The sequence below is a fragment of the Synechococcus sp. W60.1 genome (assembly GCF_047461575.1).
Classification (GTDB): Bacteria; Cyanobacteriota; Cyanobacteriia; order Thermostichales; family Thermostichaceae; genus Thermostichus.
In genome coordinates this window covers 190,874-204,472 of sequence record NZ_JANSHL010000003.1, presented here as the reverse complement: position 1 = coordinate 204,472, position 13,599 = coordinate 190,874, and the positions used below count along the sequence as shown (strand labels likewise).

General features: G+C 57.2%; 16 protein-coding genes. 8 read left to right on the top strand and 8 right to left on the bottom strand.

Annotated elements, in window-relative coordinates; translation table 11 throughout:
- Positions 1-44 precede the first annotated feature (44 nt).
- The 3 genes from NW805_RS04835 to NW805_RS04825 form a co-directional block, all read right to left on the bottom strand.
- Positions 45-332, bottom strand: coding sequence for an RNA recognition motif domain-containing protein (locus tag NW805_RS04835; protein WP_414329140.1), 288 nt, complete (start codon positions 330-332; stop codon positions 45-47).
- Between the two features lie 196 nt (positions 333-528).
- Positions 529-1,311 (bottom strand): 16S rRNA (guanine(527)-N(7))-methyltransferase RsmG, encoded by a 783-nt coding sequence (gene rsmG, locus NW805_RS04830; RefSeq protein ID WP_414421824.1) that lies wholly within the window; start codon positions 1,309-1,311, stop codon positions 529-531.
- Positions 1,308-2,297 (bottom strand): hypothetical protein, encoded by a 990-nt coding sequence (locus tag NW805_RS04825; protein WP_414421823.1) that lies wholly within the window; start codon positions 2,295-2,297, stop codon positions 1,308-1,310. Before NW805_RS04825 ends, rsmG begins: the two co-directional genes overlap by 4 nt.
- 420 nt (positions 2,298-2,717) lie before the next feature.
- Here NW805_RS04825 and guaA point away from each other — a divergent pair, with 420 nt between their 5' ends.
- Positions 2,718-4,268: a glutamine-hydrolyzing GMP synthase gene (gene guaA, locus NW805_RS04820; RefSeq protein ID WP_414421903.1), complete on the top strand. Its 1,551-nt coding sequence runs from the start codon at positions 2,718-2,720 to the stop codon at positions 4,266-4,268.
- Between the two features lie 45 nt (positions 4,269-4,313).
- Here guaA and NW805_RS04815 read toward each other — a convergent pair whose 3' ends face one another.
- The 5 genes from NW805_RS04815 to NW805_RS04795 all read right to left on the bottom strand — a co-directional run bounded on the left by NW805_RS04815 (position 4,314) and on the right by NW805_RS04795 (position 8,057).
- The gene (locus NW805_RS04815) at positions 4,314-4,535 is read right to left on the bottom strand and encodes a hypothetical protein (protein ID WP_011432797.1); all 222 of its coding nucleotides are present in this window, start codon (positions 4,533-4,535) and stop codon (positions 4,314-4,316) included.
- Between the two features lie 2 nt (positions 4,536-4,537).
- Complete coding sequence (locus NW805_RS04810) at positions 4,538-4,864, bottom strand: hypothetical protein (protein WP_238376924.1); 327 nt, start codon at positions 4,862-4,864, stop codon at positions 4,538-4,540.
- Positions 4,865-4,955: 91 nt separating this feature from the next.
- Positions 4,956-5,993, bottom strand: coding sequence for a CobW family GTP-binding protein (locus NW805_RS04805; RefSeq protein WP_414421822.1), 1,038 nt, complete (start codon positions 5,991-5,993; stop codon positions 4,956-4,958).
- 398 nt (positions 5,994-6,391) lie between these two features.
- Positions 6,392-7,339, bottom strand: coding sequence for a DUF4335 domain-containing protein (locus tag NW805_RS04800; protein WP_414421821.1), 948 nt, complete (start codon positions 7,337-7,339; stop codon positions 6,392-6,394).
- 73 nt (positions 7,340-7,412) lie between these two features.
- Positions 7,413-8,057: a DUF3038 domain-containing protein gene (locus NW805_RS04795; protein WP_414341745.1), complete on the bottom strand. Its 645-nt coding sequence runs from the start codon at positions 8,055-8,057 to the stop codon at positions 7,413-7,415.
- A 391-nt stretch (positions 8,058-8,448) separates the two neighbouring features.
- Between NW805_RS04795 and NW805_RS04790 the strand changes: the two genes are divergently transcribed.
- From NW805_RS04790 to NW805_RS04760, 7 genes are all read left to right on the top strand, one after another.
- Positions 8,449-8,976, top strand: a complete 528-nt coding sequence (locus NW805_RS04790; protein ID WP_011432802.1) for an FHA domain-containing protein — start codon at positions 8,449-8,451, stop codon at positions 8,974-8,976.
- A 30-nt stretch (positions 8,977-9,006) separates the two neighbouring features.
- Positions 9,007-9,750, top strand: a complete 744-nt coding sequence (locus NW805_RS04785; RefSeq protein ID WP_011432803.1) for a class I SAM-dependent methyltransferase — start codon at positions 9,007-9,009, stop codon at positions 9,748-9,750.
- 17 nt (positions 9,751-9,767) lie between these two features.
- On the top strand, positions 9,768-10,550 hold the full coding sequence (locus NW805_RS04780; RefSeq protein WP_414349888.1) for an ABC transporter permease: 783 nt from the start codon (positions 9,768-9,770) through the stop codon (positions 10,548-10,550).
- A gap of 254 nt (positions 10,551-10,804) precedes the next feature.
- A complete protein-coding gene (locus tag NW805_RS04775) occupies positions 10,805-11,605 on the top strand; it encodes a DUF4394 domain-containing protein (RefSeq protein ID WP_414421820.1) in 801 nt (266 codons plus the stop codon).
- A gap of 298 nt (positions 11,606-11,903) precedes the next feature.
- Positions 11,904-12,485, top strand: a complete 582-nt coding sequence (locus NW805_RS04770) for a sigma-70 family RNA polymerase sigma factor (RefSeq protein WP_414421819.1) — start codon at positions 11,904-11,906, stop codon at positions 12,483-12,485.
- Positions 12,482-13,237 carry an anti-sigma factor domain-containing protein gene (locus NW805_RS04765; RefSeq protein WP_414421818.1) on the top strand — a complete coding sequence of 252 codons (756 nt, stop codon included), beginning with the start codon at positions 12,482-12,484 and terminating at the stop codon, positions 13,235-13,237. Before NW805_RS04770 ends, NW805_RS04765 begins: the two co-directional genes overlap by 4 nt.
- A gap of 133 nt (positions 13,238-13,370) precedes the next feature.
- The gene (locus tag NW805_RS04760) at positions 13,371-13,592 is read left to right on the top strand and encodes a DUF2839 domain-containing protein (RefSeq protein ID WP_414329235.1); all 222 of its coding nucleotides are present in this window, start codon (positions 13,371-13,373) and stop codon (positions 13,590-13,592) included.
- Positions 13,593-13,599: the final 7 nt, after the last annotated feature.

Below are 13,599 nucleotides of genomic sequence, written 5' to 3'. Positions count from 1 at the left end.
TCGAACCTCATCTGAGAGAGGGTAGAAAGCGGTAGGTAGTCAACTCAGAAGCGGGAAGAGCGGCCATCCCGACTGCCGCCTGCACCGGCCTGCCGAGGCAACGCCTTGTTGACCCTCAAATCCCGGCCCATCCAAGTAGCGCCATCCAGCTCGTCGATGGCTTTTTGCTCATCAGCTTCGTTTTCCAGCTCCACAAAGGCAAAGCCCCGTTTACGGCCAGTCTCCCGATCCACTGGCAGCTTAATTTGCTTAACGGTGCCGTATTCGGCAAACACAAGCCGCAGGTCTTCTTCGCTGGCCTTGAAGGACAAATTACCTACAAAAATGGTCATGGTGTAGCAAACTCCGAACCTTACCCTTTAGCGTTCAGTTCGGAGGCTCACCTGGTTAAACCATTCGCTCAATCCGAACCTCATGCCAATCACATCTTAGTCTTCCCAATGGCATTTGCAAAGCTATCCTTGCAGCTTTTTGTCCGAGAATTGGGAGAAGCTTTTGTAGCAAGATGGAAACTCAGGATCCTAACCTTCATGGGCGATTGCTTTGGCCCAACGGTTGGCGTTTGGGAGTGCCGGGAGAGCGGGGATAAGGAGGCGGCGTGGGGGCTACTTTCTCCAGCAGTAGGCAGTGGCGCACCCCACGGCTGCGGGGTGTGGTGAAGGCTTCTACATGGATCAGTTTTCCGCCCAGGAGCTCAAGGGCCTGCTCCAAAGTTTGGGCTTCTGCCTCGGTCCAATGGCCGCGATAGAGGATGGCGCGTCCCCCCACCTTGAGCAGAGGCAGGCAATACTCGGCGCAGGTCTCCGCCGAGGCCAGGGCCCTGGCCAGAGCAATATCATAGCTGCCCCGTTCCTGCGGGTCTTGCCCCCAAATTTCGGCCCGCTGAGCCACTGCCCGCGCTTGGGTGAGGGAGAGCCTTTGCAAGGTGTCCTGTACAAAGGCAATCTTGCGTTGGGTGCTGTCCAGCAGGGTAAAGCGGGTTTGGGGCAGGGCAATTTGGGCCGGGATCCCTGGAAACCCTGCCCCGGTGCCGATGTCGATCCCCCGCCAGGGTTGAGCTTGGATTGCCTCCCAGGATCCCAGCAGGCGCAGGCCCCGCAGAGAATCCCACAGGTGTTTCTCCCAAAAATCGATGGGATCGGTGATGCGGGTCAGGTTCTGGGTTCGGTTTCCGGCCATCACCAAGGGATAGAGCTGTTGCAGTTGCTGCTGCTGCTGCTCAGAGGGCTGCCAACCCAGATCCGCCAGCCAGCTTTCCCACAGGGCCTTGAGCTCTGGAGGCTCAGAGGAAGGAGCGTCAGCCTTCTTCATCCCAGGGATCCCAGTTTCAATCCAGCGGGGATGGCTCTGTCGGCCCAGCCTTTCAGCTCTTGGGTCAAGCCCTGCAAAGAACGGTCGGTGCCCAGCAGCTCTTGGTTTAAGCAAACCAACTCCTGCAAATCCAGCTCCTGACAGCTGGCCCAATCTTCCGCCAGCAAGTTAATCGGCTGCGGCTGAGCCTGAAGCAACTGATGAGAGGCCAACTCCAGCTCTACATTCAAAAGCACCTGCTCCAACCGCTCTACCCGCTCCTGCATTTGCGCCAGCAGGGCTGCCAACTGCTGACAGCAATGGTGAACCCGCTGAGCATAGACCTTGAGCGGCAGGGTCAGCGGCAGCAACGACTCAGACAACAGTTGAATCAGGTGCTGGGCCTCCAGTTCTTCCAGTTGCAGGTCTTGCCAAATGGCGTGGTAAAGATGGAGCGAAAGACGACAGGTTTCCAGGCGCTGGTAGCAGGGCTGTAATACAGAACCGCGCAGCTCCTGCAGATAGTCGGCCCACAGTTGCCCAGCCTCTACTACCCAACCTGTCTGGAAAAAACTCCACCCCTGGGCCAACAGCCAACTGATCAACAGGCCCGCCAACAATTGGTTTTTTTGTCGCAACAGGAAAGGCGAAAGGTGCTCTCCCCAAACGGCTAACCCCAGCCAGATCAGGGCAGCCAAAGTCAAATGGGGCAAGCTGATCATCTCGGCCAACAGCTGGGCAGACCAGCGCTGGCGCAGCATCCAGATCACCCCGGCGCCCAAGCTGTACAGCCCTCCCCCCAACAGCGGGATCACCACCAGCCACAGGGGTTGTCCCCTCCACAGGTGCGATAGTGACCCATCTTCGCCCAGCGCATCCCAACTGAGCAAGTACAAAGCCAGCAGAGCCAAAACCACGACCCAGCCCTGCTGTCGCTTGAGACGGCGGGCTAGAAGACGACGGCGGCGGCGCAGATAGGTTTGAAAGGACTCGGCAACAATCGACATAAAAAAATGGCACTGCGGATCCCTACCAATACCCCCACCGGCCTGGAGCGCTCCTTCACGATCATAAGTCTTAACTTTGCTAGGTCATCTGGCTTCTGTATTGCGTTGTTGGCGGGAGTCATGCCCAGCCGGTGGCCAGCTTTTTCAGGGGCTCATCAGGCGGTTTTTCGGCGAGACTCCTCCGAGAAGCGCTGTTTTCTCGGCAAGCCTGACAGAGGCTTTTTAGAGCAGGCAGCCGCGTGCAAGCTCTCCACCCCTGTTACCATGGAAGAGCCCTTAATGTTTCTTTCGTATCCATCGTATCCATAGCCAAGCTAGTCTCTTGGACCGGCTTTTTTATTGTGCACTGTGCCAGGTTTTGTGATCCCTTCTGCATCTCCTCCCAGTTCCGGCCTTTCCCCCCTCGAAGTGCAGCGCCAGATGATCGTCATTCTCGATTTTGGATCCCAGTACTCTGAGCTGATTGCCCGCCGCATTCGCGAAACCCACGTCTATTCGGAAATCCTTTCCTATCGCACCACTGCTGAGCAACTGCGGCAACTGCAACCGCAGGGCATTATCCTCTCTGGGGGCCCCAACTCGGTGTATGAGCCAGCCGCTCCGGTGTGTGACCCCGAGATTTGGAACCTAGGGATCCCGGTTCTGGGGGTGTGCTACGGCATGCAACTCATGGTGCAGCAGTTGGGGGGCAAGGTGGAAGCAGCCCAGAAGGGGGAATATGGCCGTGCCGCTCTGCACATTTTGGATCCCACCGACCTGCTCACCAACCTGCCGGAAAACAGCATCATGTGGATGAGCCACGGGGATTCGGTTACCGAACTGCCGCCGGGCTTTCACACCTTGGCCTCTACCGACAACACCCCCTGTGCCGCCATTGCCGATCCAAGGCGTCGTCTCTACGGGGTGCAATTTCATCCGGAGGTGGCCCACTCAGAGGCTGGCGCCTTTCTCATCCGCAACTTTGTCTATCACATCTGCGGTTGCGAGCCCACCTGGACAACGGCAGCTTTTCTGGAGGAAGCCATTCGAGAGGTACGTGCCCGTGTGGGCAATAAGAAGGTGCTGTTGGCCCTCTCGGGGGGGGTAGACAGCTCTACTTTGGCTTTTCTGCTGCACAAGGCCATCGGCGACCAGCTCACCTGCGTGTTCATCGACCAAGGGTTTATGCGCAAGGAAGAGCCCCAGCGGCTGCTGCGCCTTTTCCAAGAGCAATTTCACATTCCCGTCCACTACGTGGATGGCCAGGAGCGGTTTCTCCGGCAGTTGCAGGGGGTTACCGATCCCGAAGAAAAACGCAAACGAATTGGGGCAGAGTTTATTCGCGTGTTTGAGGAAGAATCCCAGCGGCTGGGTCCTTTTGAGTACTTAGCCCAAGGCACTCTCTACCCAGACGTGATCGAGTCTGCCAATACCCATGTGGATCCGGTTACTGGAGAACGCATTGCCGTCAAGATCAAAAGCCATCACAATGTCGGCGGCCTGCCCGAAAATCTGCGCTTTAAGCTGGTAGAGCCTTTGCGCAAGCTCTTCAAAGACGAGGTGCGGCAACTGGCCCGCTCTTTGGGTCTGCCGGAAGAGATTGTGGGCCGCCATCCTTTTCCGGGGCCGGGGCTGGCCATCCGCATTGTAGGCGAGGTTACCAAAGAACGGCTGGAAACCCTGCGAGAAGTGGACATGATCGTGCGGCAGGAGATCAACCGCTCCGGCTACTATCCCAAACTTTGGCAAGCCTTTGCCGTGCTGCTGCCAGTGGTGCGGTCGGTGGGGGTGATGGGGGATAAGCGCACCTATGCCTGCCCGGTGGTGGTGCGGCTGGTTACCAGCGAAGACGGTATGACCGCCGATTGGGCGCGGGTTCCCTACGATCTCTTAGCCACCATTTCCAACCGCATTGTCAACGAGGTGCCCGGCATCAACCGCGTGGTTTACGACATCACCTCCAAGCCCCCTGGCACCATCGAGTGGGAGTAGGCGGGATCCCTTGCGTCTGGCCTCGATTCCCGGCTGGATCGATGGCTACCTATGGCCAGCTTCCGGCAGGGAATAGGAAGGGCTTGAGCTGAAGGGCTGAGCGGCTTGGACTTCCATTCGGGCCAAAGTCGTAGCGGCATCCGCCAGTTGCAGAGCAAGGTTGGCACGGCTAATCGGATCCCGGGCATTCCAGAGATCCTGTCCCAAACAGAACACCCGATAGCGAAAGGCTTTGATCGAGCGCGATGGGATGACCTTGACAGTCATGGCTACAACCTCTTCTCCACAGAGACGTGAATAGTCAGCAAAACCCGCTCGGGCTCAAGGTAAACAAATGTTACCAAAACAACCTCGTCTTCAGAGGCAATACTGACCGGGCAGGTGGCTTTCGGGGGTTCCACCCGTTCATGCCGTACCCCCACAGTGTATTCTCCAATCGGCAGGTCATCAAATCCAGCGTCTGCATAGATCAACTCAATGGTTTCTTCTGCAATCAACTGCCCCTCTCGCTCCAGGAAACTGAGAAAAGGGATCCCATCGATGGAGGTGAGCGCGTTGTTGGCCTGGTTGCGGATCATCACGAAGATGTCGGACATGGAGGGTGCGCCATCACCTCAGGGCTTCATGATCGAGGCTGCTGGAACATTGCCCGACTGTTTTGAGCCTGGACTGCCGCCAATCCCTGATTCAGCGACCAAACCCTCGACCCCGCGTGGCCGGACGGGCAATACAGGCCTGGAGTTTTTCCCGCAACCGGGCTGTATCGAGCCGCTGACCGATGAGCACCAACTGGTTTTTGGGCTGGCGAGGCCACTCATCGCTGCTGAGGGTATAGCGCCGACCGCTGAGGTGAAAGATATGTCGCTCTGGGCTTTCCTCGAACCACAACACCCCTTTGGCACGAAAGACTGCATCGGGCAACTCGTTGAGAAAATTTTGGAAAGCATCCAAAGAGAAGGGCTGATCGCTCTCAAAGGCTAGGGAGTTAAAGCCGTCAGCCTCGATGTGGCTGTGATGGGAGTGGTGGTGGTCATGATCGTGCTCATGGTCATGGTGGTCGTGACTGTCGTGAACGTGGGCCTCTTCTCGGGGCAAGGAACTGGCCTGAAACAAATCGGTATCCAAGATCAGCTCCAGGGGGACTGCGCTATTGACAGTGCGCAAAATGCGGGCATCTTCTTTGATCTCGCGGATGCGTTTTTCCAGACGCTCGATTTCAGCTTCCTCGACCAGATCGGTTTTGTTGAGGAGAATCACATCTCCATAGGCAATTTGGCTATAGGCCACGTCGCTGTTGAACAGATCGGGGGCAAAGTTGGTGGCATCTACCAGGGTGATAATCGAGTCCAGCCGCGTCAGATCTCGCAATTCTGGCCCCAAAAAGGTGAGGGCAACCGGCAAGGGATCGGCCAATCCCGTGGTCTCCACCACCAAGTAGTCGATGTGGTCAGAGCGTTCCATCAGCCGCAAAACACTCTCGGCGATGTCGTCCCGGATGGTGCAGCAGATGCAGCCGTTGTTCAGCTCCACCAAGTCTTCTTCGCTGGAGACGATCAGTTCCGCATCGATGCTGATCTCGCCGAACTCGTTGACCAGCACCGCTGTGCGCATCCCTTTCTGGTTGTTGAGGATGTGGTTGAGAAGGGTGGTTTTCCCACTGCCCAAAAAACCTGTGATGATGGTGACAGGTAAGCCTCGCTTAGGCACTTCGATGGTTGCGGTCATAGAGTGGCAGCGATCCGATATAGAGGGAACTCTTCCACTTTATCCTCTTGTCCTCATTGCCCTAGCTGTCTGAAGCCGATTAAACCCTTCAGATGCGATCAGTAGAGCCTTTGCGCCTCGGCATTGGCGGCAGCCTTGGCTGTCTGAACTGGATGGTCTCTCTCTTTCCGGCTTAATCCTCCAGGGTCAGATCGCTTCCTCTAATCCCCCAGCCCTGAAAGTAGGGTTATTTCGATTCAAACTGGGACAATGCACCCAACACCTAAAACGTTGAACGCAGGGGGCCAGAGAGCTGTTCTCAGTGGCCCACGGGTCTCACCCTAACCTGAAGTGACTATCGATAACATCCCTAGGTAGACTATAGTGCTGACCCACCCCAGCTTGGCCTGTCGGGATGCCTACCTGTCCTGGGTTACTTCCACCTGGTTGCCCGGCTCTAGGCTGACGCGGAACTGTTGTGCGCCTGTTGGCAAGGGATCCGGTGTCAGATCGGGCAGGTTGGCAAAGGGGGTTTCGGCTCGGCGCTCTCGGGCAAGCTCATTCTCCGGCTCGGCGGCCAGGGGGGATCCCGTCCTATCCACCGTTACCCGGTAGACCAAGCTCTCTGGCCAATCGGGGGGAGACTGCCACTGCTCTGCCAAAATGTCTCGCAGACGGGAAAGGGGATCCGCCCCTGCTGCCTCTCTTCCCGCTGTTGGGTCAGATTCTTGGAGGGATGTGGCCAAAGGCTGCGATTGACCCGTCAAGTCAGGGATGGTGAGCTGCTCTTGCGGGGAAGGGGAAGCTGTGGGATCCCTAGGGGGGCGACTGGCCCAGATCCCAACACCGGCCACAACTGCGATCCCTCCCACCAGCAGGGCCGCGATCCCAGTGGGCTGTCGATACCAAGCCCGCGCCACCGAAGTTCCCAGACTGGCCAGTTGGGGAATATCGTCGGCCACCTGGGAGAGGTTCTCCAGCAGGTCGTACAACTGCGTCATCGACAGATCTACTTGTGCGATGCGATCTTCCCCTTGGCGCACCGTGAGACGATGAAAAATAAAATCAAGCGGACGGATGGCCACGGTACCGCTGAAGGTTCCCTTGGGTTCCCCACTCAAGTGGGATCCCACGTAGCGGTCGATTACGGTGATCAAATCGTTGAGCCAAACGTTATCGCCGTGTAAAGTTTTGACTATCTCCCCCTGGCGGATTTCCAACTGACACTCGAAGCTGCGCTGGATGGCTTGCAGCGGCGGCGTTGCAGAGGAGTCTGAAGAATTGGAATCGGCAGGGGCTTCTCCCCGTACAGTCAGCGTAGAAGTGGGTTGTTGATAGGTGTGGCTAATCAGGGTGAGGCTGGGCATGGCAACTGCGGGCAAACAACACGGGCAGAGGGCTACAGAGGCGATAACAGAGGTGATAATTGACGAACCTGCCTCAAGAAGAGGGTGAGGTATCGGGGCCGGAGCTGTGGGCTACCCCCTCTTCTTCCAGATCGCTGCCGGCAGGCAAATCCATCTCAGGACGGCTGAGCAAAGCTTTCCACAGGCGCTGAGCGCCTTTCGGGCTACTGTAGAACATCAGCTCAATCAAGATGCGCAGGGCCAGCTCGGTGAGGCTATTCTCATCGCGCACGTCCCCATCCACCATGCGGCTGCGGTAGTGAGAGAGGAATTCATCCAAGTAATCTCCCACCAGCGGCTGACGGAAGGGGCTGAGCTCTTGATCGACAGCGGCTTCCAGTTGCTCCAAGGTGCTGCGGATACGGGCTTGTTGCTGAGCAGCCAGATAGGCAATCACCATCACCAGGGCGCGGGCCTCTTCGATATCGACCTTTTTGCGCCCACCGCTGCTGCGGCGCAAGGGGTTAGCATTGCGCAGTCGCCAGAGGGTCACCCGGTCGCCAATCTGCTCTTCCAAGTTGAGGGCTTTGGCTGCGGCCAGAACCGCTTCGGAACTTTCTCCGCTCAGGGACTCCAACCCCAGCAGTAGCAAGTCCAACTGGGCTTTGATGGTACCGGTGGCTGTGTTCAGGCCAACGGGCCGACTGTCTAACTGAATGTGCTTGTGTTCCACCGTCACGCTGTCAATGGGAGCTTTGGGTTTCGACGAAACTCTATGATCTCCTGTCCAAGCCAAACCTGCAACCTACCTCCCTGCGCTCTAGTCTAAAAGACTTTGGGCATGCTAGACTGCTCGCCAGCCTGCCGAGAGTTGAGCTCTCAGGGTTCTTCCCCAAAACGGGGTAACTCTGGATGCATCTTAGACCAATAAGAATGGGTTTTCTGGGCCGGTTTCTGTTTCGGCAACACCCCTACTCCTAGCTGAACTTGGGCTTTTGGACTCAGGGGGATGGCTACTTATAATGGGGAAAGCAGCTGCTGCTTTGGCCTTTAAGAGCTAAGTGACTACCCACCTTTATTGAGTTTCCCTTTTGTTGACACCAGCGACTCTAGGTGCAGCTTGATTCATCATGGCCTCTTCTGCTCGCTGCAGTACTCAGCCTGTCCCTGTTCACTGGGTCTTGATCTTCAGGGATCGATTGGGGCAGAGGGGGGTTGTTCTGGATAGTATCTATTACTCAGTGGGACGGTCTAAAGACAATCATATTCGCCTTTACGATCCCTGCGTCTCTCGGAAACACGCTTCCCTCATCCGCATCCCAGGTTCAGGGCCAACTGCACAGGGATCCCTGCAGTACAGCTACATGGTATTCGATGGCAGTCCGGGATCCAGGCCCAGCACCAATGGCCTATTCGTCAACGGAAAACGGGTTTTGTCCCATCGCCTTCAGCTCCTAGATAAGATAAGGTTTGGGCCGAACGTAACAGCAATTGTGGAGACAACGGATCGACTCAGCCCGGAAACCCTAGCCAAGTTATTGCAGCCTCTGGATGCTGCTAGCTCTACATCCCCATCCACCTTTGATTTTAATAAAGACACGGAGCCGAACCCGGAAAACCTGGCTCAGCCAGAGGAAGAGGATTTCACTGTTGCCTAAGCCAACCCAACCAGTCTTCTGAATCCTCCTGTGCCCCCCATCCCACCTGCTCTGAGCGGCTACTGGCAAAATGCCTTTGACCTAGAAGCCCATCTGGGATCCTTCCTGGGCCTTGGGGCTGCCGATCTGCGGGAGAAACTGCGGGCAGGGCAGCAGCAATTGGCGGAGTTGGGCCGGCGAGACTTTGGCTGGGATCGGGCAGATGCGTTTTATCGGGATCAGGTGAGATCCGCCTATCTGCTGGATTTGGCGGCTTGGCACCTGAGCAGCACCGACTACATCGGCGATACCTTACGCCTGGTGGCGGATCATGCCCGCGGGTTGGTGTTGGATTTTGGCGGCGGCATCGGCACCCATGCTATCGGGGCGGCCCTCTGCGCAGCGGTGGATCAGGTGATCTTCTGGGATATCAACCCCATCCATCGGCAGTTTGTGCAATGGCGGGCGGAAAAGCTGGGCTTAACCGAGCGCATCCACTGTCCAGAAAACTTCCCAGAAGAGATCTTTTTTGACACGGTCATCTGCTTCGATGTGGTGGAACATCTGGCGGATCCAGCAGCGCAGTTGCGGCAGTTTTACGACTGGCTCAAGCCGTCAGGTAAGCTTTTGATCAACTGGTACTTTTTCAAGGGGTTTAACGGCGAGTTTCCTTTTCACCTGGACGACCCGCAAAAGGTAGAGCAATTCTTTCAGGTGCTGCAAAGCTGTTTTTTGGAGGTGTTTCACCCCTATTTCATTACCGCCCGCTGTTACCGCAAGTGGGATAAAAGCTGAGATTGGAGAAAACCAAGGTGCTGCGCTATTTGCGGATATTGTGGCTGTTTTGGAGCACCTCAATCGCGGCAGAAATGGAGTACCGTGCCAATTTTTTCTTTGCCAGCCTCAGCAGTCTGGGTGGCTTGGGATCCGCTCTGTTTGGGCTGTCGTTGTTTTACCAGCAGGGGCACCGGCTGGGCGGTTGGAGTTGGCCGGAAGCCCTCATCGTGTTGGGGGTGTTCACCATTCTGCAGGGGGTGTCGGCCAGTCTCTTTAACGTCAACCTCAATCGCATTGTGCAGCAGGTGCAGGAAGGCACCTTGGATTTTGTTTTGCTAAAGCCAATAAGCAGCCAGTTTTGGCTGTCGGCCAGGGTGTTTTCCCCCTGGGGCCTGGTGGATATCGGCTTTGGCCTGTTGCTGATTCTCTACGCTGGGATCCAGCTCCATTTGCCTGCTTGGGCCTATGCTCTGGGGCTGCTGCCTCTGCTGCTGGGGCTGATCATCCTCTACAGCCTCTGGTTTATGTTGGGAGCCACCAGCATTTGGTTTGTCAAAATCTACAACGTCACCGAGGTGCTGCGGGGCCTAGTAGAGGCAGGACGATTTCCGATAGTGGCCTATCCGGTGGCCTACCGCGTGTTTTTCACCTTCGTCGTGCCGGTGGCTTTCCTGACCACCATCCCGGCGGAGACCCTGCTGGGGCGAGCCCAATGGCCGTGGCTGCTGGGATCCGCTCTGCTGGCGGCAGGGCTGTTGTGGGGATCCCATCTCTTCTGGCGCTTTGCCCTGCGCTTTTACACCAGCGCTTCCAGTTAAAGTCTGGGCCAAAAAGCTTGGATCCCACGCATCCGAGTTTCCAGGAGTTGAGTAATTTCTACAGACGCGCCCCACGCGCTGACATCGCGGAGAACAACTGCCTTCAGTACAAGGCAGAGGGAATCGCAGAGTTCTCTGGGTTGAGGGCAAAAAAGTTTTCACTGCAGCGCTTTGCAGCCACAGGCTCTGTGGTTTAGGGGGGCTTGTCTGTCAGTGGTTTTGATGGTTTGTCGATCTTTTGAGGAGCATTTTCAATGCACAAACACCCGAGCTTTGTAGCAGCCTCTGTGGTAGCCGGTGGTTTTGCCCTGTTGGGCTGCGGCAGCAGCACTTCGTCTTCGATGATGCCTTCCCAAGCGGATTTGGTGGCTTTGAGCAGCGGCAACCGCCTCACTTTCATCCGCTCTGCCGATGCCTTTGTGCAGGGATCCCTGACGGTAACAGGAGTGAACGGCAACCTCATTGGTATCGATGTGCGTCCTGCCAACCGACTGCTCTATGGACTCACCGACACCAGCATCCTTTACACCATCAACTTGCAGACCGGTGTCGCTACCGTGGCCAGCACTCTGTCGGTTCCCTTCACCGCGGGCACGCTTTCTGGCATGGATTTCAACCCTGTTCCGGATCGGCTGCGCTTGGTGGGAGCCAATGGCCAGAACTTCCGCATCAATGTGGATACGGGCGAAGTGATCCAAGATAGACCTTTGGCCTTTGGCCCAATGGAACTACAGGGATCCCAGCCGGCCATCACCGCCGCCGCCTACACCAACAATGTGGCGGGTGCCCAATCCACGCGGCTGCTGAACATCGACGGGCAACGGAACCTGCTGGTGTTGCAGAATCCCCCCAACGATGGGGTTCAGGTGCCCATTGGCCCCCTGGGGGTGAACTTCGGCCCTGTGGGCGGGTTTGACATCCGTACTGCTGATGGGGTGGATACCGGCTTTGCCATCGGCGGCTCCACCTTGTATCGAATTGACCTCAACACCGGTCGGGCCACATCCCTGGGCACCCTGCCGGGTGGGCCGTTCTTTGGCTTGGCCGCCCTCTAGGAAAGCCGATTCCCATTTGCCTATCTAAATCAAGGTTAATCAACATTAATCAATGTTTTGGATTCATTGATTTGGAACCAATTGTTGGAATCGTTTTGAGATCGTTGCTGCTGTTGATCCTTGACCCGGCCCGATCCCAGCTCAGGATTGGGTCTTCTATCTCCCCTTAGCTCGGGGTTGACCTCCGCCTATGCAGACGATAAATTATGAGAGCCGCTGCCCTGCTTGGATTACTCTGGGCGATGCTTGTGCCTCTGCAGTTTCTTTCTCTTTTCCATCCCGTTTCCTCTTCCCACTCATGAAGATCGAGGGTGACAAAGCTGAGGGATCCCTGCAGGAAAAAACCGATGCAGAGGTGTTTGCAGCCCTAAAAGCAGGCCGGTCACAAGCTCTGGCCATTCTCTACGACCGACATGCCGGCTTGGTGTACGGAATTGCCTGCAAAATGCTGGGCAACACTGCCGAAGCCGAAGATCTCACCCAGGATATTTTTTTGAACTTGGCTCGTTCCTCCTTTGATCCCAAACGGGGATCCCTGCGCACCTACCTGAGCATCTTGGCTCGCTCTCGCTGTTTGGATCGGCTGCGCTCTTGGCGGAATCGACAGCGCTCCCTGGAACAGGGCAGAGTGGAATTGCAGGGTAGTCCTGCTGCGGATCCCACCTTGGAGCAGTTGGCCCAAGCGGAACGGGTGGCCGAGGTGCAAACGGCCTTGGCCGAGTTGTCCGAAAGTCAACGGCAAGTCTTAAAGATGGCCTATTACGAAGGCATGAGCCAAACGGAAATTGCCAAGCAACTGGATCTGCCTTTGGGAACGGTCAAAGCCAGAGCCCGGCGGGCTCTGCTGCGGCTGCGCGAGTTGTTGGGAGGCCCCTCATGAAAGCCGAATCTGTGTCTCCCGAAGAACTGCAACTGTGGCTGGCGGGCTACGTGCTGGGGGATCTCTCCCCGGAAGAGGCCGAGCGGCTGGAAGCCTTGCTCAAGCTGCGCCCGGAGCTGCACCGAGAACTGCAAGCGTTGCAACGGGCGTTGGAGACAGCCTACGGCGTGGAGGAAAAGCAACCTCCCCCCGCCCTGCGGGCTTCTCTGTTGCAGGCACATGCGGAGCAGGCGGCCCAACCGATGCGCACCCCCGCCTGGATTGCCAAGGGATCCCGTCTCTGGCAGCGGGGCTTGGGGGCAGTGGCCGCAGGCTTGATCGTCGCTTTGGGGCTGGGGAACCTCTACCTGTGGCGCAGGCTGCAGCTAGCCCAGACGCAAGGGATCCCTGGCGAGGTGTTGACCTATGAATTGCAGCCGACTGCGGAGAACCTGGCCGGCTCGGTCAAGCTTGAGGTGGATCCCCAGCGCCTGCAAGGGCGATTGGTGGCCCAAGGGTTGCCGCCTTTGCCGGAAGGCCGGGTCTATGCCCTGTGGGTGGTGCTGGAACCGGAGGCGCCCTTTACCACCGATAGGGCGGGGGCCGTTCTCGTGGCAGCTTTTCCGGTGGATGAAACAGGAAATCGCCAACAGGAGCTGCGCCTACCGCCGGTGTTTGAATCTACAGAATGGGTGCGGGCTGTGGCCATTACCGAAGAGGATGGCAATCGTCCCCAAGAGCACCAGGGATCCCCTTTGTGGATTTCCGGCTAGGGATGGATTGGCGTGGCCCGATGGCACAAGTAGGCGATTGTGATGCAGATGGATGTCAACCCAGTCTTGTGACCAAGGCAGAAGGCCTTAAGATAAAAGTCGCCACCCCAGCGAAGAACTTGGAGGCCACCCCATGGGCGAAGCGAAGCGCCGTAAAACCCGCATCAGCCAAGATCCCGACCAAGAGCTGGTGTTTCCCAACCTCAAGGATATTCCCCTCACCAAAGGGCAAGCTCGCGCCATCTACAATTGGACAACCCGTGGCGCTTGGGCAGGCATCATTCTCCTGGCCATCATTTGGGTGGTGATCCGATTTGTAGGGCCTGCCTTCGGCTGGTGGCATCTGGTCGGCTAGCCGGCCG

What these genes read in the sequence shown, in the direction of transcription:
- NW805_RS04770 (WP_414421819.1), top strand. Translation starts at nt 11,904, where the DNA reads ATGAAGATCGAGGGTGACAAAGCTGAGGGATCCCTGCAGGAAAAAACC.
- NW805_RS04810 (WP_238376924.1), bottom strand. Translation starts at nt 4,864, where the DNA reads ATGTCCGACATCTTCGTGATGATCCGCAACCAGGCCAACAACGCGCTC.
- NW805_RS04775 (WP_414421820.1), top strand. Translation starts at nt 10,805, where the DNA reads ATGCACAAACACCCGAGCTTTGTAGCAGCCTCTGTGGTAGCCGGTGGT.
- rsmG (WP_414421824.1), bottom strand. Translation starts at nt 1,311, where the DNA reads ATGAAGAAGGCTGACGCTCCTTCCTCTGAGCCTCCAGAGCTCAAGGCC.
- NW805_RS04815 (WP_011432797.1), bottom strand. Translation starts at nt 4,535, where the DNA reads ATGACTGTCAAGGTCATCCCATCGCGCTCGATCAAAGCCTTTCGCTAT.
- NW805_RS04800 (WP_414421821.1), bottom strand. Translation starts at nt 7,339, where the DNA reads ATGCCCAGCCTCACCCTGATTAGCCACACCTATCAACAACCCACTTCT.
- NW805_RS04790 (WP_011432802.1), top strand. Translation starts at nt 8,449, where the DNA reads ATGGCCTCTTCTGCTCGCTGCAGTACTCAGCCTGTCCCTGTTCACTGG.
- NW805_RS04805 (WP_414421822.1), bottom strand. Translation starts at nt 5,993, where the DNA reads ATGACCGCAACCATCGAAGTGCCTAAGCGAGGCTTACCTGTCACCATC.
- guaA (WP_414421903.1), top strand. Translation starts at nt 2,718, where the DNA reads ATGATCGTCATTCTCGATTTTGGATCCCAGTACTCTGAGCTGATTGCC.
- NW805_RS04825 (WP_414421823.1), bottom strand. Translation starts at nt 2,297, where the DNA reads ATGTCGATTGTTGCCGAGTCCTTTCAAACCTATCTGCGCCGCCGCCGT.
- NW805_RS04835 (WP_414329140.1), bottom strand. Translation starts at nt 332, where the DNA reads ATGACCATTTTTGTAGGTAATTTGTCCTTCAAGGCCAGCGAAGAAGAC.
- NW805_RS04760 (WP_414329235.1), top strand. Translation starts at nt 13,371, where the DNA reads ATGGGCGAAGCGAAGCGCCGTAAAACCCGCATCAGCCAAGATCCCGAC.
- NW805_RS04765 (WP_414421818.1), top strand. Translation starts at nt 12,482, where the DNA reads ATGAAAGCCGAATCTGTGTCTCCCGAAGAACTGCAACTGTGGCTGGCG.